The 23,755-nt window shown below is 59.8% G+C and carries 21 protein-coding genes and 1 pseudogene; 11 read left to right on the top strand and 11 right to left on the bottom strand.

The window, feature by feature from the left end; all coding sequences use genetic code 11:
- Positions 1 to 16 precede the first annotated feature (16 nt).
- Complete coding sequence (locus JQ573_RS34700; protein WP_212319180.1) at positions 17 to 262, top strand: hypothetical protein; 246 nt, start codon at positions 17 to 19, stop codon at positions 260 to 262.
- Between the two features lie 179 nt (positions 263 to 441).
- On the opposite strand, the gene JQ573_RS34695 is transcribed toward JQ573_RS34700, so the two are convergent.
- The 11 genes from JQ573_RS34695 to JQ573_RS34650 form a co-directional block, all read right to left on the bottom strand.
- Positions 442 to 1,722 (bottom strand): porin, encoded by a 1,281-nt coding sequence (locus JQ573_RS34695; protein WP_249132644.1) that lies wholly within the window; start codon positions 1,720 to 1,722, stop codon positions 442 to 444.
- A gap of 564 nt (positions 1,723 to 2,286) precedes the next feature.
- Positions 2,287 to 2,745 (bottom strand): helix-turn-helix transcriptional regulator, encoded by a 459-nt coding sequence (locus JQ573_RS34690; RefSeq protein WP_212319182.1) that lies wholly within the window; start codon positions 2,743 to 2,745, stop codon positions 2,287 to 2,289.
- A 74-nt stretch (positions 2,746 to 2,819) separates the two neighbouring features.
- Positions 2,820 to 3,287 (bottom strand): helix-turn-helix domain-containing protein, encoded by a 468-nt coding sequence (locus JQ573_RS34685; RefSeq protein ID WP_212319184.1) that lies wholly within the window; start codon positions 3,285 to 3,287, stop codon positions 2,820 to 2,822.
- Positions 3,288 to 4,019: 732 nt separating this feature from the next.
- On the bottom strand, positions 4,020 to 4,148 hold the full coding sequence (locus JQ573_RS40710) for a hypothetical protein (protein ID WP_283815135.1): 129 nt from the start codon (positions 4,146 to 4,148) through the stop codon (positions 4,020 to 4,022).
- 39 nt (positions 4,149 to 4,187) lie between these two features.
- Positions 4,188 to 7,385: an efflux RND transporter permease subunit gene (locus tag JQ573_RS34680; protein ID WP_212319186.1), complete on the bottom strand. Its 3,198-nt coding sequence runs from the start codon at positions 7,383 to 7,385 to the stop codon at positions 4,188 to 4,190.
- Positions 7,382 to 8,815: an efflux RND transporter periplasmic adaptor subunit gene (locus tag JQ573_RS34675; RefSeq protein ID WP_212319188.1), complete on the bottom strand. Its 1,434-nt coding sequence runs from the start codon at positions 8,813 to 8,815 to the stop codon at positions 7,382 to 7,384. Before JQ573_RS34675 ends, JQ573_RS34680 begins: the two co-directional genes overlap by 4 nt.
- Positions 8,812 to 10,002, bottom strand: coding sequence for a TolC family protein (locus tag JQ573_RS34670; protein WP_312011723.1), 1,191 nt, complete (start codon positions 10,000 to 10,002; stop codon positions 8,812 to 8,814). The genes JQ573_RS34675 and JQ573_RS34670 overlap by 4 nt, the downstream gene beginning before the upstream one ends.
- 50 nt (positions 10,003 to 10,052) lie before the next feature.
- Complete coding sequence (locus JQ573_RS34665; protein WP_212319192.1) at positions 10,053 to 10,457, bottom strand: FixH family protein; 405 nt, start codon at positions 10,455 to 10,457, stop codon at positions 10,053 to 10,055.
- A 120-nt stretch (positions 10,458 to 10,577) separates the two neighbouring features.
- On the bottom strand, positions 10,578 to 10,931 hold the full coding sequence (locus JQ573_RS34660) for a hypothetical protein (protein ID WP_212319194.1): 354 nt from the start codon (positions 10,929 to 10,931) through the stop codon (positions 10,578 to 10,580).
- A gap of 334 nt (positions 10,932 to 11,265) precedes the next feature.
- Positions 11,266 to 12,162 (bottom strand): NAD(P)/FAD-dependent oxidoreductase, encoded by an 897-nt coding sequence (locus JQ573_RS34655; RefSeq protein WP_212319196.1) that lies wholly within the window; start codon positions 12,160 to 12,162, stop codon positions 11,266 to 11,268.
- Between the two features lie 213 nt (positions 12,163 to 12,375).
- Positions 12,376 to 12,897, bottom strand: a complete 522-nt coding sequence (locus JQ573_RS34650; RefSeq protein WP_409334717.1) for a sigma-70 family RNA polymerase sigma factor — start codon at positions 12,895 to 12,897, stop codon at positions 12,376 to 12,378.
- Between the two features lie 1,103 nt (positions 12,898 to 14,000).
- On the opposite strand from JQ573_RS34650, the gene JQ573_RS34645 reads away from it, so the two are divergent.
- From JQ573_RS34645 to JQ573_RS34600, 10 genes and pseudogenes are all read left to right on the top strand, one after another.
- Positions 14,001 to 15,275 carry an OpgC domain-containing protein gene (locus tag JQ573_RS34645; protein ID WP_212319343.1) on the top strand — a complete coding sequence of 425 codons (1,275 nt, stop codon included), beginning with the start codon at positions 14,001 to 14,003 and terminating at the stop codon, positions 15,273 to 15,275.
- Positions 15,276 to 15,580: 305 nt separating this feature from the next.
- Positions 15,581 to 16,120: a TPM domain-containing protein gene (locus JQ573_RS34640; RefSeq protein WP_212319200.1), complete on the top strand. Its 540-nt coding sequence runs from the start codon at positions 15,581 to 15,583 to the stop codon at positions 16,118 to 16,120.
- Between the two features lie 2 nt (positions 16,121 to 16,122).
- Positions 16,123 to 16,619 (top strand): annotated as a pseudogene (locus tag JQ573_RS34635) (TPM domain-containing protein).
- A gap of 127 nt (positions 16,620 to 16,746) precedes the next feature.
- Positions 16,747 to 17,682 (top strand): NAD(P)/FAD-dependent oxidoreductase, encoded by a 936-nt coding sequence (locus tag JQ573_RS34630; RefSeq protein WP_249132642.1) that lies wholly within the window; start codon positions 16,747 to 16,749, stop codon positions 17,680 to 17,682.
- A 111-nt stretch (positions 17,683 to 17,793) separates the two neighbouring features.
- Positions 17,794 to 18,474: a class I SAM-dependent methyltransferase gene (locus tag JQ573_RS34625; RefSeq protein WP_212319205.1), complete on the top strand. Its 681-nt coding sequence runs from the start codon at positions 17,794 to 17,796 to the stop codon at positions 18,472 to 18,474.
- Positions 18,475 to 18,728: 254 nt separating this feature from the next.
- On the top strand, positions 18,729 to 18,938 hold the full coding sequence (locus tag JQ573_RS34620) for a hypothetical protein (RefSeq protein ID WP_212319208.1): 210 nt from the start codon (positions 18,729 to 18,731) through the stop codon (positions 18,936 to 18,938).
- 120 nt (positions 18,939 to 19,058) lie between these two features.
- Positions 19,059 to 19,718, top strand: coding sequence for a class I SAM-dependent methyltransferase (locus JQ573_RS34615; protein ID WP_212319211.1), 660 nt, complete (start codon positions 19,059 to 19,061; stop codon positions 19,716 to 19,718).
- 164 nt (positions 19,719 to 19,882) lie between these two features.
- Entirely contained in the window at positions 19,883 to 20,515 is a 633-nt protein-coding gene (locus tag JQ573_RS34610; RefSeq protein WP_212319212.1) for a class I SAM-dependent methyltransferase, read from the top strand.
- Positions 20,516 to 20,976: 461 nt separating this feature from the next.
- The gene (locus JQ573_RS34605; protein ID WP_249132641.1) at positions 20,977 to 21,231 is read left to right on the top strand and encodes a heavy-metal-associated domain-containing protein; all 255 of its coding nucleotides are present in this window, start codon (positions 20,977 to 20,979) and stop codon (positions 21,229 to 21,231) included.
- A gap of 55 nt (positions 21,232 to 21,286) precedes the next feature.
- Positions 21,287 to 23,755: a cation-translocating P-type ATPase gene (locus JQ573_RS34600; RefSeq protein WP_212319216.1), complete on the top strand. Its 2,469-nt coding sequence runs from the start codon at positions 21,287 to 21,289 to the stop codon at positions 23,753 to 23,755.

Below are 23,755 nucleotides of genomic sequence, written 5' to 3'. Positions count from 1 at the left end.
ACCACGGAGATGCAACATGAAGAAAATCGCAATATTATCACTTAGCCTGCTCGCCGCAGGCGTGGGCATGTCCCTTCCCGGCACGGTGCGCGCCGCGGACGAGCCGACCGCGTCCTCCTCCCAGAGCCCCGTTGCGAAAGATCATGAGAGCATGATGGGCGGCGACATGCAGGCAATGTCGAAGATGATGGCCCAGATGAACCAGATGATGGAGAAGTGCGATAAGATGATGCAAAAAATGGACGATCGGAAAACGAAGTAGCGATCTTCAAAGAAAGGCCTTTAAGGGGAGTTTTGCAAATTACCGATGAGCGGGCGCCTTGGGTTTTCCATGGGCGCCCGCTCCGCTTCCCGTAAACCTCTGGTCAACGCGCTGGCGAATGGTCTCCGTTCTAGTGACTATCGGCGGGCTTCTAGCAACTCTAAAATAGCAGCGGGCCTCTATTTAATTGTGAAGGGGATGATGAGGTCGCTGGCAAACGTCCATTGTGAACCCTTCGTTCCTCCGCCGAATGGCGTGGTGTTGTTCAAGGAAGCGTCGTAGCGAATCTCCGGCCTGATAGTGAGACCTTCCAGTTGCTTTGGGACCGGAGGTTTGATGGCAAGTCCAACGGTCAACGCACCGTAAGTCGTCGGGCCGCCGCTGATCGCCACACCCAATGGATTGCCGTGTTCAACCCTCACAAAATCCAGATTGCCGGGGAAAGAGGCAACAAAGAAGCCGTTGTTGTCGCGCCAGATCTCTCCGCGGCCAGTGATCTTGAGCCAATCGTTGATCGCGTAAGTCGCGTATTGGGCTACGCCGCCGCCAGTCGCGTTGAAACCGTCGTCGCGTATGTAGTTCAGATCGGTCGTCAAGGTCAGCTTGTCGGTTGGTTTCCAGATTACGGTCACATCGTTGAGATAACGCAGAGCGGTGTTGGGATTGACGCCCGCAAGAACGACAGACGACACGTTGGGATTTTCTGGACCGATGTGAGTCGTTGCCAAAACGGTTAGTGCGCCACCCAGCAAATTCAGACCGATACCGCCGTGGAACGCGGCGGCCTTGTTGTTGTCGCCACAATTAAAGCAATCGAAGCGATTGCCGAAGGTCGTGTTAACGCCCGTGTCTACGCCTAGATAAATATCAAGCATTGGATTGACGTGGGTGGTCGTCATGACGCCGGTGTGCTTGAACGGAATGCCGAAATTGAAGATGTAGGAATGCGAATAAAGCGCATTGTCAGGCGCGTAGATAACCTCCGCGCCTTCCAAGGTCACGAACTGTCCGACCTTTACGTCAATGCCACCCGAAGTAAGCCATGGCAGGTGGAACAGAGCGTGCGCCTCGACGATGTCGAACTGGTTGCGGCCGCTGATCGACTGGTCGAACTCACCCAGGTAATGCGTGTAGCGCGCGTCCGAGCCGTACATCGCTTGGAACTTGAAGCCAAAATCGTATCCAGTCGCTTTCGGATCGAGAGGGCGCTGAACCGTGAGCAAAGCCTGATTCAAGAAAGCTGAATTGGACTTGTCCGTAAAGAGCTGGCCAAAATTCCCGCCAGCGGGGTCGTTTCCATTGACCGTACCACCCACTTCCACGTGACCGTTGATCGTCAGTGTATCCCACCAAGAGGGCATGGGCGGCGGCGCTTTGACAGCCTTCAAAGGGATATCCGCGGCGTGGGCGGCCGTCACAGCGGCGAACGCGATTACCGCGGATGTGATCATTCTCTTCATAGCAGCCCCCTCAAATTAGGTCGTTCGAACGTCCGGCACTCGCGTTGCGAAATCCGAACCAGATACGACCTTGTCCAACCCCGTGCATGGCTGCAGTTAATGGGCCCTAAGCAATACGAGGCAAGCCAATAGCATTGGCAATTGCTGCTCTTTTAGGCAAAAGCAGTATCGATACTTAATTCGTTGCACGCTGTTGCAATCTGGGCACAGTGAAACCCGTGGGAGAACCGGCCCCGGCGGCGAGCGCCCACAATAAAAATACCCCGCCCGCAGAAGGAGCGGACGCGGCCAATCAGGAGTAGGAACTCTGGTGAACATGAACGCCTTGGTAAAAATTCGACCATCCGATTCGCGCACGGAACACCCCCCGGACTGGCAGTTTATAGGGTTGTGCGGTCAGCATCGGCGCATATCCCCGACCGCGTCTCAGCCGCCTTCCGTGCCGGTGTCGTTTCTTAGTCGGTCCCATTTGTTACCGAGCGACCGGAGTATGGCTACTGAATTGTACCTCTGCTTGGGAGAGACACATCCCAATGGTCTCCAAGTGAGAAGTTCGGCACTTTGTCATTCGACAGGGGGAGGCGCCTTGGCCTCCCGACCCTTTTCCTGTCTCCGTGCTTCACACTCACGCAGCAGTTCTGGGCAGGACCACACAACATTTCCATCGTCCTCCACAATGAACGGGCTGATGAGGGTCATGTTTTCCTTTAGCCAAGCCGCACGGTTTATGGCGCTTTCGTTATTCGCGTGTCGCTCGCACTGCAGGAGGAGGACGCCATCGGGAGCGGAAACTTGCTGCCATATTGGGTCATCGGCATAAAGCAATGTCACGGGGCCAAACTCCGAGCGCTGCTTCCAATGACGCCACAGTTCTTGACAGGCAAGCTCGACGGCAAGCGGCACCGGCCTGATTTCGTTTTCCCAAAGTTGCACCGCGGCACGACCGAGTCCGAGCTTTTCCCCCGCCTCGACCTGCGTGTATCCTATTTTTTTCCGCCACTTTTTAAATTCCCACACGTCCATAGCGTTATCCTGAATCCAACAGATTCCGCACCTTCAATTTCACTCACCGATGATTTGACTCAAGCGACTCCAAGTCAGGCACCGTCCTTTTCGAGAAGGCTAAAACTCGCACTGGTTTTGTCCCCGCTCTTGCTCGCTTTCCATGCGTCGCACTCGCCCAGCAACGCTGGAGTTGACCAAACAACATTCCCATCGTCTTCCACAATGAGCGGAGTAACGAGCGTCATGGTCTCCCTTAGCCAAATCGCGCGGTTAATGGCGCTTTCGTTGTTTGGATGTCGCTCGGATCGCAGGAGGAGGACGCCACAGGGTGGAGAAGTTTGCTGCCATACTGAGTCGTCGGCATAGAGCAGTGTCACTGGGCCAAAGTCCGGACGCTGCTTCCAACGGCGCAACAGTTCCCGACAGGCAAGCTCCACGGCCAGCGGTACTGGGCTTTCGGCCTCCCAATACTGCACGGCGGCGCGGCTGTATCCGAGCCTCTCTCCCGCCTCAGCCTGCGTGTATCCTAATTTCTTCCGCCACGTTTTGAAGTCCCACACGTGCGTTATCCTGATTGTGCAACAGAGAAATATCTCGGGAGCGATGCCTTTGCCGAGTGGGTGAAAATCATACAAGGTCTATACCAATCGGCGTCACGTAGAACCATCTGTGTCGGCATTCCGCAACTTGGTGACAAGATTCGACAACCCGCGATGCAGCGCAACACGAACCGCATTCTCACTCGTCATCAGTTTTGCGGCTGTTTCCTTCAGCGATACGTGTCCGGAGACGGGTCGCTTGCAAGACAATGCGCTGAAGCTGCGGCAGACTTTTGGATATGCTCATCGACTTCAGGGGTCTTACGGAACTCAGAGGGCGGTCCCTCAGCCGAGCGTTCCCCCGAAACAATTGATGTCGATGCGGCACGGCTCGCCGGTCCGGCGCATTACGTCCAAGAGCTTATTGCGGGTAATCGCGAATAGCCAGGAGCAAACGGTGCACTCGCCTCCTAAGTGTGACGTTGATGCACAGCGAGCAAGATTTCTTGCACGATCGCCTCGCGATGGACTGCCGGCAATCCCTCCCGCGCCAACTCGCGCTCCGCGGTTGCTCGCACTACCGGCGCAATTTCCCGCAACAGACGGTGATAAGCGGCGCCATCGCCTGCATTGGCCGACTGCATTAGCTGGACCATTCGATTTCACGTTCGCGCACGCGCCTAGGATTCTGTGTTCATCGCGTTTCGCTAAACCGGTGAGGAGAGCTCTCACACGCTGATTTCCTGAAAATATCTAACGCCGGTCAAAGAAAAGGTATTTCACGAACGCCGCAACCGCGAGCAATAGGACGATGAGGAAGAGAATCCCTAACAGGCCCATACCAAACATCATGCCGTCACTCATCATCATGCCATTCATCATCCAATTCTCCGTATCTTGCATCTTTCAACGCCTCTGTATTCACTCCGCCGCTTGCGAACGGTCAAAGGCGCTTGTCAAAGTCCGATCTGGGATCTCCTGTTCGACTGTAGCGGCCGCATTCGGTTCGCTGGGCAATCGAAATCCCTTGATTAGCGCATAGACGGCCGGGATCACAATGAGCGTCAGGATGGTCGACGAGATCATGCCGCCGATCATCGGCACCGCGATACGCTGCATGACCTCTGAGCCCGTGCCTGTGCTCCATAGAATGGGAATGAGGCCGGCCATGATAGCAACGACAGTCATCATTTTGGGTCGCACCCGCTCGACCGCGCCCAGCATGATCGCGGCATTCAGGTCCGCTCGCGTAAACGGCTTGCCTTCCGCGATTCGTTCCGCCTGAAGCTCCTTCATCGCATGATCGAGATAGATCAGCATGATGACGCCGGTCTCCGCCGCGACGCCCGCCAAGGCGATGAAGCCCACGGCCACTGCGACGGAAAAATTGAACCCAAGCCACCACATCAGCCAAAATCCGCCGACAAGGGCGAACGGCAGCGACAGCATCACGATCAGCGTCTCGGTCAGCCGACGGAAATTCAGATAAAGCAGCAGAAAGATAATCAGCAACGTCACCGGCACAACGATCTTTAGCCTTGCGGTGGCGCGCTCCAGATATTCGAACTGGCCGCTCCAGACGATGTAATTCCCCGGCGGAAACTGCACGCTGGCGGCCACCGCCGCCTTGGCATCCGCGACGTAACCGCCGAGATCGCGATCCCGGATATCAACGAAAATGTAGACCGCGAGCTGGCCGTTCTCGGTACGGATCGTTGTTGGGCCGCGCGCCAGCTTGATGGCGGCGACCTCGCCGAGAGGCACGGTTCCACCGCCCGGCATAGCCACAAGGACATCTCTTGCGATCGATTGGGGATCGCTGCGCAGATCGCGCGGATACCGGAGATTGACGCTATAACGCTCGCGGCCTTCCACGGTGGTGGTGATGGTTTCGCCGCCGAGGGCGGACGAAACCGTATCCTGCACATCACTGACCATTAGGCCGTAGCGTGCGAGCGCCTCGCGGTTTGGGACGACATCCAGATAGTAACCGCCGATCACCCGCTCGGCATAAGCGCTGGAGGTGCCCGGAACCGCCTTCACGACGGCTTCAATTTGCCGTGCCAGCTTCTCCATCTCCGTCAGGTCTTTACCGAGGACCTTGATGCCGATCGGGGTGCGAATTCCGGTCGCGAGCATGTCGGTGCGGGCCTTGATCGGCATGGTCCAGGCGTTGGAGACGCCGGGAAACTGCAAAGCCTTGTCCAGTTCGGCAATCAGGCCATCGGTGGTCAGGCCCGCCCGCCATTGCTCCTTGGGTTTGAGATTGACGATGGTCTCGAACATCTCGGTGGGAGCAGGATCGGTCGCGGTCTCGGCGCGTCCGGCCTTACCATAGACCGAGGCAACTTCCGGAAACGTCTTGATGATCTTGTTCTGCGTTTGCAAAATTTCGGCCGCCTTGGTCACCGAAAGCCCCGGCAATGTCGTCGGCATGTACATCAAGGTGCCTTCGTTCAAGCTTGGCATGAACTCGGTTCCGAGTTGCCGTGCCGGCCAGAGGCTCACCGCCAAAGCGACAAGCGCCAGAAGGATCGTCAAGGTCTTGGCCTTCAGCACGCCACGGATCATCGGCCGATAGACCCAGATCAGGAAGCGATTGACCGGGTTCTTGTGCTCCGGAACAATCTTGCCACGCACGAACAGCACCATGAGAGCCGGGACCAAAGTGATCGACAGGATGGCCGCCGCCGCCATCGAGAACGTTTTGGTAAAGGCAAGCGGGCTGAACAGACGCCCCTCCTGCGATTCCATGGTGAAGATCGGCAGGAATGACACCGTGATGATCAACAGGCTGAAAAACAAAGCCGGTCCGACTTCACTCGCAGCCTCAATCAGGACTTCTATCCGTGGCTTGTCGGGTGGCGCGCGCTCGAGATGTTTATGAGCGTTCTCGATCATTACGATGGCGCCGTCGATCATGGCACCGATCGCGATGGCAATTCCACCAAGGCTCATGATATTGGAGCCGATTCCCAGCATCTTCATGGCGCTGAAAGCCATCAGGATGCCTACAGGCAACATCACGATGGCGACGAGGGCGCTTCGCACATGCAGCAGGAACACGATGCAGACGATCGCAACGACGATGCTTTCTTCCGTCAGCGTTCGCTTGAGCGTCTCGATCGCATCGTGAATAAGTTTTGAGCGATCATAGACCGGTATGATCTCAACGCCTTTAGGTAGCGCCGCCGCCATGTCGGCAAGACGCGCCTTCACGTTGTCGATGACATCCAGCGCGTTTTGGCCGAAACGTTGCAAGGCAATGCCGCTGGCGACCTCACCATCACCGTTGAGCTCGGTAATGCCTCGGCGCTCATCCGGTCCAAGCTCGATCCGCGCCACGTCCTTCAGCAAAACCGGTGTGCCCTTGTCAACTTTCAGCACAATGCTTGAAAGGTCGGAAAGGCTTTTGACGTAGCCCCGGCCGCGCACGATGAATTCAAATTCCGATAACTCCACGGTACGGCCGCCGACATCCATGTTGCTGCCGCGGATCGCGTCGCGCACCTTCGCAAGCGGGATATCCAGTGATCTCAACCGGTTCGGATCGACGATGATGTTGTACTGCTTGACGAAGCCGCCGACGCTCGCCACTTCGGCAACACCCTCGGCCTTGGAAATGCCGTAGCGAATGGTCCAATCCTGCAGGGATCGCAAATCCGCCAGCGATTTGTCCTTGGACTGCAGCGCGTACTGATAGACCCACCCGACGCCGGTCGCATCTGGGCCTAGCGTAGGCGTCACGCCGGCCGGGAGCTTCCGCGCGGCCGCGTTGAGGAATTCCAGCACGCGCGAGCGCGCCCAATAGATGTCGGTACCATCCTCGAAGATGATGTAAACAAAGGAGACGCCGAAGAACGAAAATCCCCGCACGACTTTGGATTTCGGCACCGTCAGCATCGCCGTCGTGAGCGGATAGGTGACCTGATCCTCAATGACCTGGGGTGCCTGACCCTTGTACTCGGTGTAGACGATCACCTGGGTGTCGGAGAGGTCGGGGATCGCGTCCAGCGCCGAGTTTTTTAGAGCATACACGCCGGATGCCACGGCAAAAACCGCCCCAATCAGGACCAGCATCAGGTTGCGGGCGGACCAGTCGATAAGACGCGCGATCATTGCGATTTCTCCCCGGCATCGAGGCCCTTGAGCGCGGCTTTGAGGTTGCTTTCGGCGTCGATCAGGAAATTCGCGGAGACGACGACCTTGTCGTTTTCGGTGAGCCCTTCCCTAATCTCGACACGGCCACCGCCGCGCCGTCCGAGCTTGACTTCGCGCGGTTCAAAACGGCCATCACCCTTGTCGAGAAGCACGACCTGCCGCTCTCCGCTGTCGATGACGGCGCTGCTGGACACGGTCACGACGGGAGCTTCCGTTCCTGTGGCGATTTCCACATCCGCATACATGTCGGGGCGCAGTACGTCGTCCGGGTTCGACAATTCGATTCTGATCCGCGCGGTTCGCGTCTCTGCCTTTAAATGGGGATAAATCAATGAGACCTTGCCGATGAATGGACGGTCCGGATAGGCCCGTGGACGCACGGTTACCTTTTGCCCAACTTCAATGAGTCCCAGATCACGTTCGGCGACGTCGACCATCACCCAGACGACATCATGGTCGACAATCCGAAACAGCACGTCACCCGGTGCTGCCCGCATGCCGTTGACCGCAGTCCGCTCCACGATCTCGCCGTCCTGCGGCGCGGGCCAGTTCATATAGACAGGAATTTCGCGGGTATGCTCAATGTCGGCAATAAAGCTGTCCGGCGCACCAAGGTTCTCTAGGCGCCGGCGAGCCCCTTTTAGGGCCTGATTGCCTATTCCGGCGTCCGGACGGGCATTGAGAGCCGAGAGATATTCCGCGGCAGCGCTTGACAGGTTGGGCCCGTAGATGCGCATCAGCGGCTGCCCCTTGTAGACGTGCGTGCCGGTGGTGACGTTGCCGACGGTGTCGATGAAGCCTTCGAAACGCAGCGAGACGACCGATTTGCGTCGCTCGTCTTCCTCGACGATGCCCGGTGCACGCACCATCGTATTCAGGGTGCGGCGCTCCGCGAGTTCGGTCTGAACGCCTGCCTTCTGCAGCTTGCCCGCACTGACTTTGACGGAAGAGTCGTCGTCCTGTTCTCCTTCATAGACCGGCAGGTAGGCCATTCCCATCGAGTCTTTTTTCGGAGTCGGCGACGTATCAGGCAAGCCCATGGGATTGCGGTAATAGCGGATTTTGCCTCGATCCCCGCCCTTCGCAGTCATCGTTTCCGGAGCTTTCGCCTCGAAACTCAAATCTTCGCTGCTGCGGACCGCGAGATAGTCCTTGCCCGCCGAAGTCTTCTTCGGAGTCAGCGAATAGGCCGGAAGGCCATCGGGATCGCGATAGTAAAGGATTGGTCCGGGCGCTTCGCCTTGGCGGGGGCTTTGTTTTGCAGCCGCGGGGAGCACACCGTCCAGCCACTCTGGAAGCGGGGCGTTCGATCGCCCGACAGCTAATCCGAACACGCCCGCAACCATGATTGCGGACGTAATCAACAGCACTCCAATCGGCCGGTTCATAGGGAACCTCCCGCAAGACGTTCCAGCTCGGCGTATTTTGACTGCAGCTCTACCTTGAGCTTGAGCAGATCGAGCTGGACCGCGCGAAGCCTGCGCTCCGCCTCGAAGACAAAAAACAAATCCGTGGAGCCGGCCTGGAAGCCGTTCCTCGCGTTGTCGACGGACGAGCGGGCCGGCGGCAATTGACGCGTTGCGTAGATCTGCACGACCTTGCGGAGTGCCTCGACGCCGAACCAGGCGTCGGCGACCTGTCCATCGATTCGCAGCCGCAACGCTTCGTTGCGGGCCTGCGCAGCGCCAAGACGGGCGCCTGCGGCTCGTTGCTCGGCGTCCTTGACCTCGTAGTGCAAGGGCAGCTTGACGCCCAGCATGAACTCGCCGGTATCTTCTGTGCCGGGCCGCTGCACGTACTTTGCGCCCAGCGTCATGTCCGGATAGTAGTTGAGGTCGGTGAGCGATTTGGTTTGAGCCGCGGAATTGCTTTGCGCCCCGGCCAGGGCCAGCATCGGATTCGCGGAGCGTGCGAGCGCCTGCGCCTGGGCGAGGCTGACCGCCTTGGCGGTCCGGAAGCCGGCCGGCGGCGCTAACGGCGCCAAGGACGGACGGCCGATCAGCGCATTCAGCCTGGCTGCAGCGGACTTCTGCTCGCCCTGCCGGCGGACGACGTCGCCCTCGGCCGTGGCAGCTTCCACCTCGGCTCTGATGACATCCTGCTGATCGACCGACGTTGCACCGTATCGCGCCCGTACTAATCCGAGAATCTCGTCGTAACGCCGTTTGATCTCTACCGAGATACCGACGGCCTCATACGCGGCGTTGTATTCGCCATGCGCGGCAACGACCTGCGCAATCAGTTCGGTAACGGTCGCGCGTCCCTGGAATTTTGCGGCGTCGGCGTCGGCTTGCGCGATATTGCGCTCGAGGCCGTATTTGCCCCAATACTTGAATTCCTGCTCTACGCCAAAGCGACGCTGCCCCACGCCCTGGCGATTGACGTCCCAGGCTTCGAGGATAAGGGTTGGATCGGACAGCACGCCGGCGGTTCCGATCTTGTGGACTGCCGCATCGAAATCGAGCGAAGCGGCCGCAACCGTCGGGTTGAGGCGCTTGGCAATTGCGACGACGCTTTCCACCGTCGCTCCGGGCAGGGTCTGATCGCCTGCCGCCGCCGGAGACAACCACAGCACCGCTGTAATTGCTCCAAAAGCGGCTACGTTCGTAATTCCGTTCAAGCGGATCACGGCGCGGCCTTGAGGACGAGCTTGCTTTCGACGGTGCCGGTTTCGCCCTGAACTTTGGCGCCCAAGGACAATTGCCATCCGCCTTCCATCGTCACGGCGGCCTTGAACTTATAGACGCCAGGCTCCGTGCTCGGCATCGGTTCGATCGTGGTTTTCATCGTCTCCATGCCTTCGGGGGCCATATCGAGTCTCGTTGCGAAGATCACGGCGTCGGGCACAGGCTTGTTGTCAGGTTTATGGATCAGCCGTACCGAAATGACCGCGTCGCCCTTCTTGACGGTCTTGTCGACGAGCTGGAATTCATAGTCCTTGACGTCCGCGCGCGCCACGGACGACACGCCCAACATCGCCAGCGCAGTCAACGCACTCACGCCGGCACGTCTTGAGATAGAAATAGACATAAGATTTCTCCAAGTGTTACTGATCCCCTTGGCCCTACGCCGCGCGGATGGTTGCAGTGGTCCGGCGAAACGCAGCGGATAGCCGAAAGGCCGTCAGTCACGCAGACCAGATCGCAAGCCTTAGACTTGAAGACGAGGAGGTCGCGCTGGTGGCCTGGGCGGCAGGCCTTCGTCGGCACTCTCATCGAAAGCGGGATTCGCCACCTCGACGGGATAGCGAACCGTCAACAGATCGCCCGGCGCGGGCTCGATGAAAATGCCCGCCGTGGCGCACAAAGCCGCGAATGGGCAGATCTTGCCCGCATCCGGTGCCTTCGCCGGTGCCGCCGCCCCGTCGGATTGCATCATCGCCATACAGTCCGGCGACATGCCGGCAGCCATGGCTGGGAAGGCCGCGCTACCTGCCACCAACCCGAGGATGGCGAGGCTCGCGACGATACTCCTCAGCAAGGAAATGGCACGGTTCAGACGCATACCCGAATATCCCATGGAGGCCGGTGGCAGCGCAACCGGCGAATCAAAAAGCTGACGGCATTGTTACACCCGAATTTCGGCATTCGACCACTAACCACCGGCCGAACCGCCCGGAGGCGGGCGCGGCCGCGATGAAAACCGCAGCAAGAGTGCAGCGCATCACGGCAGCGATAATCGGAGACCGTGGCTGCCGGTCCGCTCCCCGTTGTTCGCGGGCGACGACCAGGCAAACAGCTTAGCCGCCCCGCCGCCCGGCGCCTTTGCCCGGTCATTCCCGCGTCCAGCCGCCGTCTTGAAATTGCGCGCACCATATCGAGCCTGGTCCGAGAGAGCCTCAATGTAGATCTTCTCTCAGCAGGTCTGTGTTGATGGCGAAAGCTGCCATCGCGCCTTCTGCAGCAGCAACGACCGCGAATTGCAACTTCCGCGACGCATCGCCGGCGACGTACAGGCCCGGCACGTTCGTTTTTTCGTAGTCGTGCGTATCGACCATATCTTTGGTGCTCGGATTGTAACCCAATCTGGCAGCAAGATCCGACCTTTGGTGCTCTCCATTCATGACGAATATCGCGCTGCGCGGGATCACTTGGCCTGTGGTGACTCGCACGGCCTCGAGCCCCCTATCGTTCCCTATCAGGCTCTCGACCTGATCCTCAATCACCCGGATGCCGTGCTTTGCGAGACGATCGCAATCCTCCGGCGATAGATTTCCGCCTCCATCGGTGAACAGAACGATATCCTTGCTCCACGCGGTCAACTCTAGGGCGACGTCCCCGGCCGCAGGCCCCGGGCCATAGACGGCAAGCGGTTTGTCGCGATGCTCCCAGCCGTTGCAGTATGGACAGCTATAGGCTCCGTTGCCCCACAATTCTCGAAACCCCGGGAGATCCGGCAATTGATCGACCATTCCCGTTGCCACCAGCAGCTTCCTGGTGCGGACGTTGGTTCCGTCGCTCAAGGTCACCGCGAAGCGGTCGTCCAGATGGTGCGCGGCCACAACCGAACGCTCGAGCAACTCGACGCTGTCGTAGCGCCTTAATTGCTCCCGTCCGAGAAGAAGCAACGTCGTGGGCGATTCGCCATCTCTGGTGAGGAAGCCGTTGACGCGACGTGACACTGCATTGCGCGGCCGGCCTGGGTCACACAAGAGGACGCTCCTTCGGCATCGGCCCAGCACCAGCGCGGCATTCAGACCGGCCGGCCCCGCTCCGGCGATAACTACGTCGAACATTCAGTTCTCCAGTCCATATTGTCCTGCGGTAGTTCGAAGGGGCGCCAAGTTTTGGTTACACGTTACGGGCCTCACGATCCCGTGATATGGATGCAGTTGGAAAGATGTCTCTGTGGCGTCCCGGTTATCCAAGAAAGGTCGTGTTTCAGATCCGGGTGCTAAAGGAGTTAAAGGGACCGGTCGGCCAATATGCGATCGACCCTCTTTGTCCGACTACTGCTTGCTCAGGCCGATCAGGGCGATCAAGGTCTTCAGCCCCCGGTGGATGTTGATCTTGACCGCGGATTTCGAAATCCCGCAGCGGGTTGCGGCCTCGGCCACGCTCAGGCCGTCTATCTTCACGTATCGAATCGAGAGGCTCACCTTCTCCGGAAGACGGGCCAAGAGTTTGGTCATGTCCAGGGCACTTTCGATTTCCGAGGGGTCGTGCTGTTCGATGAGTTCCCCCGCGTCGCCGATGGAAATGTCGGTCATCGACGTTTTGGTATGACGCAAATGGTCGATCAGCTTGTACCGCGCAATGGCATAGACCCACGGCGTGAAAGGTTGATCCGGGTCATACGTATGTCTGCTCGTATGGACGGCCAACAGGCATTCCTGCACCAGATCCTCGACTTCAAACGGTTTGCGTCCGGCGCGCGCAAGTCTGCCCTTGTAGTACGCGCGCAAGTGGCCGCTCAACGTCTGAAACAAGGTCTTGTGCGCTGAGGCGTCGCCGGCGAGACTTGCGGTCATGAGCGCCCTCATAGTCCTCTCTTGCATCATCGGACATCGCCTCCGATAAGCAACGACGGGGATGGAGGAAGCCTCGGACCAGGCCCACGCGGGAAACCAAACTTGCCTTCCGGAACGGTCGACGACGCGAGCCCGCCATTTCGCTCAGAGAACTCCTCGCCGAAGGGGTTGCCGAGATAAGGCGCAAGAATAGGGCTCTCGCCGAGCCCTCCGGCCGAGCAAAAACAGGACATGAACCGGCGAATGCCGGCACGACCGCAAATCATGAAAACGTCCAAAGGGTAATGGCAGCCGATCGGCAGCCGAGCCAAGACTCGCGTTAAACGCGCGCGCGGCAGATGCTGTAGTGATCAGGCGGATTTAGGCGGAAAGGGATCCGGCCGCATCCTTAACCCGATGCCAAAGGTCGACAGAAGCGGGAAGGCGAATCGAGATACCGCGAGGCTCGTGTCAACCGTTTGCGTCCCGATGGAGAGGAAGCTGGCACAAGACGATGGACACACGCGCAGAGCCCCGCACTCCTTCGCGCAATGGTCGCAATTGACCGGCTCCGACAATTCGGTTTGTGCCGTCGACGAGGGGAAAGCGGCGCACGTGGCTGCTCCGCCCTGCGCGATGATGTTCACCAGAAGCACAAGAGCCAGTAGCGGCGCGATCGCACGGCGGATTCTAGTCCACATCACGACGCATGTTAACACCTGCGACAGGCCGTTCAAGCGTCCCTGCCTACCTAAACCGCAGCTTCCGCGCTCTCGAGACATTCGTTTGCGCAACGCAACAATCGTGCGAATCGATTGGGCCAAACGAAGATCGCGCGGCACCGCGTTGGTCAACTCGCCCGTCTGATACAGGGCACTACTTCACGTCGACGTGAGCCTGTAACCCAAAAGCTTGTCCATCCGAAATAACCGTCATGCAGCCTGCGATGAGGACATGGGACGGCGCAGCAAATATTCTAGGAATTCTCTGGTGACGGGTTTCAACGCTCTTGCGACGAAGTGTCCCCCGATGGAAGCAGTGAACTGATCACTATGTCAGGCGAGAACTACTACAAAAAAGAGAACGAACCTGCGCCGGCGTTGCAACACGCGCCACGCGACCAGATGCATCTCCTTAACGCCCGTTCGCCAAGTCCACGCGATCTGCGGCTGGATCTTTTTCGCGGGCTCGCCAACTGGGCCATTTTCATCGATCACATCCCGAACAACGTCGTTGCGTGGCTTACGATCAGAAATTACGGTTTCATCGATGCCGCCGACCTGTTCGTCTTCATTTCCGGGTATGCTGCATCCGTCGCGTACGTCAAGATTTTGGCGGAGCGTGGATTTGCCGTAGCCGCTGCGCGCACGGTGAAACGCGTTTGGCAACTCTATGCCGCGCACGTTCTCCTGTTCTTCATCTATGTCGCGGCAATCGGATACGTCGCACAGCGCTACACCGGTCTCGATCTAGCCAACCAGTTCAACATTGCCGGACTGATAGGCAATCCCGCGGACACGCTTTTTCAGGGACTGATCCTGCGATTCAAGCCGTTGAATCTGGATGTCCTGCCCCTCTATATCGTGCTCATGGCATTTCTCCCCGCGATATCGTGGCTCATGTTGCGAGCACCGGATCTGGCTATGGGAGCATCATTGCTGCTCTACTTGGGAGCACGGCATTTCGGGTGGAATCTCTCCGCCTACCCCACCGGGGTCTGGTATTTCAATCCGTTTGCATGGCAACTGCTGTTCGTATTCGGCTCTTGGCTTGCAATCGGCGGAGCAGCGAAGTCGCGTCGCGCAATCGGATCGCCAAGCCTCCTGTATCTTGGAGGGGCATACCTGATTTTCTCCCTCGCGATGACAATGGCCAGCCGGTTTCCCGAGCTTGCAGGTCTGATCCCGATCTGGCTACTTGAGCTTTTCAATCCGAACGACAAGACCAATCTCGCTCCCTATCGGGTGGCCCACCTTGTCATTATCGTGCTCCTGGTCGCCAGATTCGTGCCCCGCAATTGGACCGGCCTTGAACAGAAGATATTCCAACCGGTCGTCATGTGCGGTCAGCAATCGCTAAAGGTCTTTTGCGTCGGTATATTGCTGTCGTTCGCAGCACATGTCGTGCTTGCCGTCGGCTCCGAATCCGTCTGGGCCCAGATTCTGGTTACCGCGGCCGGCCTCTCGCTAATGAGCGCGGTCGCCTATTGTTCATCTTGGTACAAGAAATCCGTTCACCCGCTAACAAATTTCGTTCCGGAACGCGGCAATAGAACCGCGATCGAGGGCCTTGCGGGAACGACCACCTCGGGGGAGATTCGGATTCGGGCTTTGCAGGACGAGACCCCGCTCCTTGCGCCGAAGGAAGGGCGATTTAACCGGATCGCCGTTCAGGGTTAACCGGCTTTCAGGTGCGAAAACATCGGGTTGTCGTAAAAATGGACGAAGTGATCCGCCTTCGCGTGTCTCGGGGGCGGCCTTCGGACACCCGCCGAGCACGCCCGGCCAAGGCGATTATTGCGAAACTCGCGGAGTCAATCTTAAGCAGCTCCGCTTGTAACCGATAGGGATCATCCTTCGAACTAACCACGTACAGGCCGTCGCATCGGGATGGCCGGCGAAGCATTGCGGCAAATTGGCTTCCCGGGCCCGCGACAACTTCGAGCACGTCGCATACCCCGACAGGAGGAATTGATGCGTAAGTTGTGGACAGTCTCGTCGTCGCGAAGGACGACCGAAAGCTGGGCATCGAAGTGGGCTACGGCCTGGAGGGGGCACTAAATGACGTCACAGCCAAGCGCATCGTCGACGAAATCATCGTGCCGCTGTTCAAGGGGGGGGGTAATTTCACCGACGGCATCTCCGCGGGGGTCGACCGGATCATCCGCGTCGTCGATGGGGAACCGCTGCCTGCGCCGTCACCAAGACCCGCCGCCGGTCTTTCTGATCTTCAAAACTACCTTCCTGTCATTATCATCCTGGCGCTCATGGTCGGCGGCTTCCTGCGAGCCTTGCTGGGCGGCTTTCCCGGCGCCTTGATGACCGGCGGTACGGTTTCATTCCTCGCGTGGTTGTTTGTCGGAACGTCATCGATTGCGCTGACTGCGGGATTGATTGCCTTTGTGTTCACTTTGTTCAGTGGAAGGTTTGGTTCATTGGGAATTCTCGCCTTCGCGGGCGGGACCTTCTCGGGAAGTTCAAGGGATAGCGGTTTCGGCGGCGGCGGCGGATCCGGGAGCTGGTGACAATGGGCATCAAACGTATCACACGCATCTGCTTGCGAACCGCTGGCGGGTCCGCAGGGCTTTCTCCCGGCAGGCTCTGGCTTCGATCAAGGGGGCAATGAATGCGGGTGAGGCCACCAACGCCGGCCAGATCGGCTTTGTTGTGGAAGGCGCGCTCGATGGTGCGCCGCTGTTCTTGCATCAAACCGCGAGAGAACGCGCGCTTGACGTTTTTTCGCAATTGCGGATTTGGGACACGGAACACAACAATGGCGTGCTGATTTATCTGCTGCTTGCCGACCGGAACGTAGAGATTATCGCTGATCGTGGCATCGACGCTAAGGTCGGCCCCGCCGGTTGGGAAGAAATCTGCGTCACCATGGAAGCCGAGTTCAGGCGGGCGAACTTCGAGAGCGGCGCCATCAAAGGCATTCAGGCCGCAAGGCAACATCTGGCGAAGCATTTTCCCAAGAACGGCGCCTGCGAGAATGAATTGCCGGATGCGCCGTTGGTGATTTAGCGCAAGGGGCGAGTTATCCAAATCGCTCTGCGCGGTCGCGCCGTCGATCGAAACGTTTCCAGGCGGACGAGTGCCAGTACATAAGCGGCGCTGTCCCCGCCGCTCAGCTTAGAAGGAGAAAAAGACGATGACGGCCAAGCAGGCAGACTTGTGGGATGTGATCGTGGTGGGCGGAGGTCCGGCAGGCCTCAACGCCGCCTTGGTGCTGGGGCAATGCCGCAGGAAGGTCGTGCTCTTCGACGACGGCAAGCCCCGCAACGGCGTGTCGCATGCCTTGCACGGATTCCTCAGCCGCGACGGCATCGCGCCGGCGCAGTTTCGTGCAATCGCGAGAGAGCAACTCGCGCCCTACGCCTCGGTCGTTGTCGACGAAACGCGCGTCGTCGACGCCGTGCGCACCGGCTTCGGCTTCTCGGTGACCACGGGAGACGGCCGCACCTTTCGGACCCGCAAACTTCTGCTGGCCGCAGGAGTGGTCGACGCACTGCCGGAACAGCCGGGCTTTCGGGAGCTTTACGGCGTAGCCGTCTTCCATTGTCCCTACTGCGACGGGTGGGAGATGCGCGAGCAACCGCTTGCCGTCTACGGCCGCGGGGACGACAAGGGCGGCGGACTGGCGCTTGAGATGACGCTATGGAGCCGTGACATCGTATTGTGCAGCGACGGGCCTTCGGGTCTGAGCGCCGGCTACCGCCAGCGCCTGGAGCGGCATGGCATCGCAGTTCGAGAGGAAAGGATCACGCGATTGGAAGTGGGCAGCAGCGTCCCCTACAAGGCTTCGTTCGACATCGTGTTCGAATCCGGGCCCCTCCTGCGCCGCGCCGGGATCTTCTTCAACACGGGCAGGCACCAATCCACCGATGTTGCGGCGCGCCTCGGTTGCGACATGTACGATCCCAAGGGCTGCAAATTGGACAACAACCGGCAGATGACCCACGTTCCCGGCTTATATGTCGCGGGGGATGCGTCGCGCGACGTTCTGCAGGTCATCGTGGCCGCCGCCGAAGGCGCAGAAGCCGCCATCGGGATCAACAGAGCGCTGGTTCATGAGGATTGCGCATGAGCGGCTAGGTTTCCACGATAAAGTCAACGCCGCCCCTCGCACCAATTGCCACCCTCGTTTTGGCCGGTTTGCGCGCATGGCGCGACAGCAACTCGCGGAAGGCGGATAGCAATGGTAGTCAAGCCGTCAACGGAATGTGAAGCACCGGGACTGTTCGTCCGGTTCAGGTATTGGGTTGCAAAGCTGATCTATGAGGTCATCTTCGTCATCCTGGTTCGGGATGGAAGCTGGCAGGAAGGGGTTTTCGAGTCCCTTGCGCCCAAGGCAGGCGACCGGGTCCTCGATGTTGGGCCTGGCAGTTCCTTCACCGCGCTTTCGCTCGCGCTTCGGTTTCCGGAAGCGACCTTCGTAGGATTGGAGCCCAGTTCCAGGGCCGCCGAGAAGGCGCGCTCGAAGGCGGCACAAAAGGAGATTCGGAACCTCTCTGTCATTGTCGCCCCTATCCACGGGGCGCTACCCTTCGATGCGAGTTCCTTCGAAAAGGTCGTGTGCATGCTTGGATTGCATGATTGTCCGCCGGCGGAGAAGCTCGGAATCGTCAAGGAGATCATGAGGATCGTGAGGCGGGGTGGCACGTTCCACGTGGCCGACTTCGACAAGCCCGAAAATCGCGGGGAAGGCGGAATCCTCGAATTCGCGAGACGCATTTCGGGACCTGCCGCGGTTGCATCGCATGTCAACGGAAGCTGGATCCAATTTCTCGCGAAAGGCGGATTTGCCGGCGTGCGGCGGCAGTCGTCGCACTCCATCGGCATAGGCCGGATTTCAGTGGTGAAAGCGCGAAAGCGTTGATTCCTCGCGCGGCATAACTGACCCTCCGGGCCCCGGTAGGGGCGCGCGCATCGCGCAGAATGGTGACGTCGAAGTCGTCCGCAGCTTCCATGCGGCCGAAGTCTCCGCTCAGCCGAGAGCATTTCTCCCGGTAATACTTCCGCACGCTGTAACCGTGGACGGTCCTCTGCCGAACTAACAGGGATTGGGCCAGATGAGGCCGGACCAAGGACGAGCGCCTCAGAAACTGGCTTTACGGAAATTTGGAGGGACCCATGATGTCGGACAACGACCTGTCGAAGAAGTTATCTGAGATTCAGGATACGAAGCCGCGGATGTCGGACCCCGAAATCGAATCGGGCCGCTCCCGTACGGTCATGCCGCCGAAGTCGGCAAACGGAAACAGGTGGTCGATGTGGCCGATGTATCTGTGCTTCGGCGTGCTGTTCGTGGTCTTGCTCTTCACCGTGATTCCGCGGCGTTGATTGTTCGCGTGGCGATCGAAGCGGATGGCCATTCAAACCGGTAGGCTCGAACTCCGGCGCGGCAAAGCTGCTTGGATTGTCGGCGGCGGTGGAGTTCTTGGAGACGAAGGACGAAGCGGCATGGCGGTCCAGGACCCGATTCGACAGGCGCGGCGCGCGGACGCGGACTATGCGCGCTTGGCCCCGGTCTATGACGAGGCGACGCGCTGGATCGACTTGGCACGTGCGGCGGCCGTCGACCGGCTTGCGCCGCAGCCCGGCGAAACGGTTGCGGATATCGCCTGCGGTACGGGTTTTTGCTTGCCCGCGCTTGTGCAAGCGGTCGGCCCTGCCGGCACGGTCATCGGCGTCGAGCCGAGCCGTGCGATGCTCGCCCATGCGCGGTCGAGGACGGTGACGTATGCCAATGTCCTTCTGGTCGAGTCGCGTGCCCAGAACGCCCGGCTTGCCGCTGCTCCGGACGCGTTGCTGTTCAGCTTCGCGCACGACGTTTTACAATCGCGCGCCGCACTGGAGGGCATTCTGGCGCAGGCAAAACCTGGTGCGCGCGTCGTCGCAGTCGGAGCGAAGTTTTTCCCGTGGTGTCTCGCACCCCGAAACATCTGGTTCCTGGCCGGGGAGCGCGGCTATGTCACCAATTACCGCGGGTTCTGGCGGCCGTGGCGCTACCTGGCTGCATACCTCGATGAGTTCGAGGTGCAATCACTTTCCCCCGGCAACAAATACCTCGCGATAGGACGGGTGAGGACTACGCTGAAGTCGGCTCGGGGCAAAGTATAAACTCGAGGTGCCTTCCTGTCCGACGCTGTGGCCCACCGTTGCGGCTTGACCGGACGCGGCCGCCATCCCTCGCGGAATGGCGTACCTCGACGCCGTCGACCGCCACGTACCACGCCGAAGATTGCGGCGCCTTACGGTGGAACCGGAAGACAAGAGGTGCGATCATGAAAGGACCGGATGCAAAACGCTCGATCGAGCGCTATCGCCGCCTGGCGCAAAGCTACGACGCGAGCAGCGCAGCAGGGATCGCGATACGGGAGAAGACGGTCGCGCTCCTCAATTTGCAGCCCGGGGAAGTGGTGGTCGATATGGCATCCGGCACCGGGCTAAGTTTTGCGTCGCTATTGAAAGCCGTCGGACCGAACGGGCGCGTTGTTGCGATCGAACACAGTCCTGAGATGATGGCCCTGGCGCGTAGACGCGTCCAAGTTGCAGGCTGGGATAACGTATCATTGATCGAGTCTGCGGCGCAGGCCGCCGACGTTCCTCAGTTTGACGCCGTGTTATTCCATTACGCCCACGACGTGCTGCAGTCTTCCGCAGCCCTCGCACGTCTGTTTGCACGCGCGAAGCTTGGCGCTCGGGTTGCGGTGGCCGGCGCCAAGTTCACCTCTTGGATGCTGGCGCCGCTCAATCTGTGGGTGATGATTCGCGCCAGACCGTATCTGAGCACGTACGCAGGCTTGCGACAGCCTTGGCGCAACCTTCAGACATACGTGCCCGACCTGATGATCAGCCCTTTCTTGCTGGACACCGGATACATCGCGCATGGAAGGTTTCGATCGGGCGGTGAGTAGTGTATTTTGTTCGGCGGTAGTACCCGGTTAAGGCTGCGTTGCCTGCATGGATTTGGTGCTTTGCGTGCCAGAGCGCCCGGGGAACATCTGTGTGAACGGCGAACTGCTGTAGAAGCAACGATCCGCTCGACTCTCTCGCAAGGCCCACGAGGCCGCAATCAGCGTCGCTGCAGTCCGACACTGGCGCAGCCACGGTTCTCAAGGGCCGCGTTTCCAGCGTCGGCCCCTGTAAATCCGCACGCGGCTGCTAACGAAAGCGCGCTACGCCGCGTCAGACCGTGCGAATGGTTTGACCTCAATCTTGGTTGCACAAGTCTAGTCATGGCGTCGGCGGCATCTAACGCTACGTCTGCGTGATTTACGGTAGCAGGGCGCGCGCCCGCCCCCGCGGGACGTGGCTCGAAAAGATTCCGACCGAGGTCGCTTGACCTTGGGGGTAACTCCAAGGGCTAACGTCGGAAATGACCCGCGACACTAAAACGGAGCGCCAGATGAAAACTACCATTTTCAAAATCGAAGGCATGAACTGCGACGCTTGTGCGAACACAATCAAGACCCTCGTTGAAAAAGAACCGGGAGTGCAAATGGCATCCGTGTCCTACGGCGAGCGACACGCGCGCGTGCTCTACGATCCGAAATCGATCGAGGAAGAGCACCTCGTCCAGACGATTCAAAAGCCCGGTTTTCGGGTCGTGGGACGCGAAGACCTGAGGTGACTGTCTGAGATCACTCTCTTTCGCGTCCTTACAGCAACAGATTCCGGAGATTCCGATGACCGTCTCAACAGCAACTGTTTCAACATTCGACCTTTGGAGCGAAGAGCCCTCGGCGAGACCCGATCGCAGGAAAATACGCGCCCGGATCGGAGGCCTTCATTGTTCGCTCTGCACCGGGACGATCGAAAAAGCCCTGGGCCGAATGCCCGGCGTCGACAAGGTCGCGGTGAGCTTGACGCACGAACAGGCGCTGGTCGAATACGACCCGGCTCTCGCGCGTCCGGAGCAGTTGCTGCAAACCTTGCGCGACATCGGCTACACGATCTCCGACCCCCGCAGGCTCCGGGCGTTCGAAGAAGAGGAACGCGATCTGGTGCGCGAAGCCCGGCGCTTCGTCATGGCGGTGGTTCTCAGCGTCGCTGCGATTCCGATCATTGCCGATCCGGCGGTGGGATGGATCGGCTTTCTGCCGGCGCTGGTTTGCCTCAGCCTTGGCGTCTTCGTTTTCCTCGTGCTGCGATCGAGCGGGTTGTGGGCCGCTATCGGCGCCTCGGTAGGACTAACGGTCATGGCCCTTGGTCTGCTCTACCTCAATCTGCGGGGGTATCTGACGCATGCCTCGCCATGGCTCGCCGCCGCGTTGGCGTTTGTTCTGGTCTTCGGGGTCGGACGACACATTCTGTTTATGGCCTTCCAGGCACTGCGGCGTGGCATCCTCAACCAGCACGTTCTGCTTGAGATCGGAGCCTTCGCGGGCATCGCTGGCGGCGTTATCGGCCTCATCCTCGATCGGCCCGGATATCCGACCGCGGCGTTCTTCGCCGTCGCGGTGATGGTCGGCACCTACCACATCTTCTCGGAGTGGTTGTCCCTGATCGTCAAGACGCGGAGCTCCCAGGCCGTCAAGCGGCTCCTGGACCTGCAGCCTGAGACCGCGCGCGTCGTTCGCGGCTCGCACGAGGTGGAATTGCCGATCGACCAGGTGAAGCCCGGCGATCTCGTCCGGATACGTCCAGGCGACCGGATTCCTGCCGATGGCACGGTGGTCGACGGCCATTCCGGGGTCGATCAATCGCTGGTGACCGGAGAGTCGTTCCCCGTTGAGAAGACGGTAGGCGAATCAGTTATCGGGGGATCGATCAATACGACGGGCACCCTCCTAATAGCGGTCACCGCTATCGGCGAAGGCAGCTTCCTCAACCAGGTAATCCGACACGTCGAGGACGCCCGCGCGCTGAAGCCCGGCATCCTCCATCTGGTCGACCGCGTGCTTCGCGTCTACACGCCGATTGTTCTTCTGATCGCCGCGCTTGCCGTGGTCGGCTGGCTCGTCGGCTCCTGGCTGGCTACGGGGCATGTCGACATAGAACGCGCCGTCTTTGCCGGTTTGAGCGTGCTGGTGATGGGTTATCCCTGCGCGATCGGTATCTCTGCGCCGCTTTCGATCGTGCGCGGTGCCGGCCAGGCCGCCGAACACGGCATCCTGATGCGCACCGGCGAAGCTTTTCAGGGCCTCCGGTCTGTCACGCACATCGTTCTCGACAAGACGGGGACCCTCACCGAGGGGCGGCCGGCTGTGCGAGAGGTCGAAACGCTGGACGTCAGCGAGCAGGAGCTTCTCGCAATCGCCGCCGCCGCCGAGGCATCCTCCGAGCATCCGCTCGCGCGGGCAGTGATCAAGGCCGCGTTCGATCGCGGGGCAACGCCTCTGGACGTCGAGTCGTTCGAAGCTTTTCCCGGAAGGGGGGTCGTCGCACGTATCGAAGAAAGCAACGTTCTCGTTGGGAGTCCGCGATTCCTTGCCGACCGGAATGTCGACCTGACGGGTCTTTGGAAAGCCATCGAAGCCCTGGAAGCGGACGGGCGTACCGTAGTCGCTGTTGCACGGGATGGGATTGCTTTGGGCGTTGTCGCCTTGGGGGACGCGCTCCGATCGGACGCTATCGCGGCCGTGGCGGCGCTGCGCAAGGCGGGGCTGAAAACGATCCTCGTCACCGGTGACAACGAGCGCGCGGCAAACCGTGTCGCGTGCGATGTCGGCGTCGACGAGGTGCATGCGGAAGTGCTGCCGCAAGACAAAGCCAAGATCGTGCGGGAGCTACAGGCCGGCGCCAGAGTCGCGATGGTCGGCGACGGCATCAACGACGCGCCAGCGCTTATGCAGGCGGATATCGGCATCGCCATGGGCGGCGGCACCGATATCGCGATCGAGGCTGCGGACATCATCATCCTGTCGAGCCGTCTGGGCGCCCTCCTAATTGCCCGCGACATCAGCCGGCGGAGCTACGCGAAGATGGTCCAGAACGTCATCCTTGCATTCCTCTTCAACGGCTTCGGCATTCCGCTCGCCGCCACGGGCCTGATCCACCCGGTATGGGCGATGGTGGCGATGGCCGTGAGCGTCACCGCGATCTTCATCAACTCGTTGTGGGGGAGCCCGAGGCTCTTCCTCGACGCGATCCGCAGCGTGGGACAACCCATTGCCGCGACACCCACACAAGCGAATTTGAACACAAAGGCCTGA

The sequence above is a fragment of the Bradyrhizobium sp. AUGA SZCCT0105 genome (genome assembly GCF_018129565.1).
GTDB lineage: Bacteria > Pseudomonadota > Alphaproteobacteria > Rhizobiales > Xanthobacteraceae > Bradyrhizobium.
This window is presented reverse-complemented; position numbering and strand designations above follow the sequence as displayed.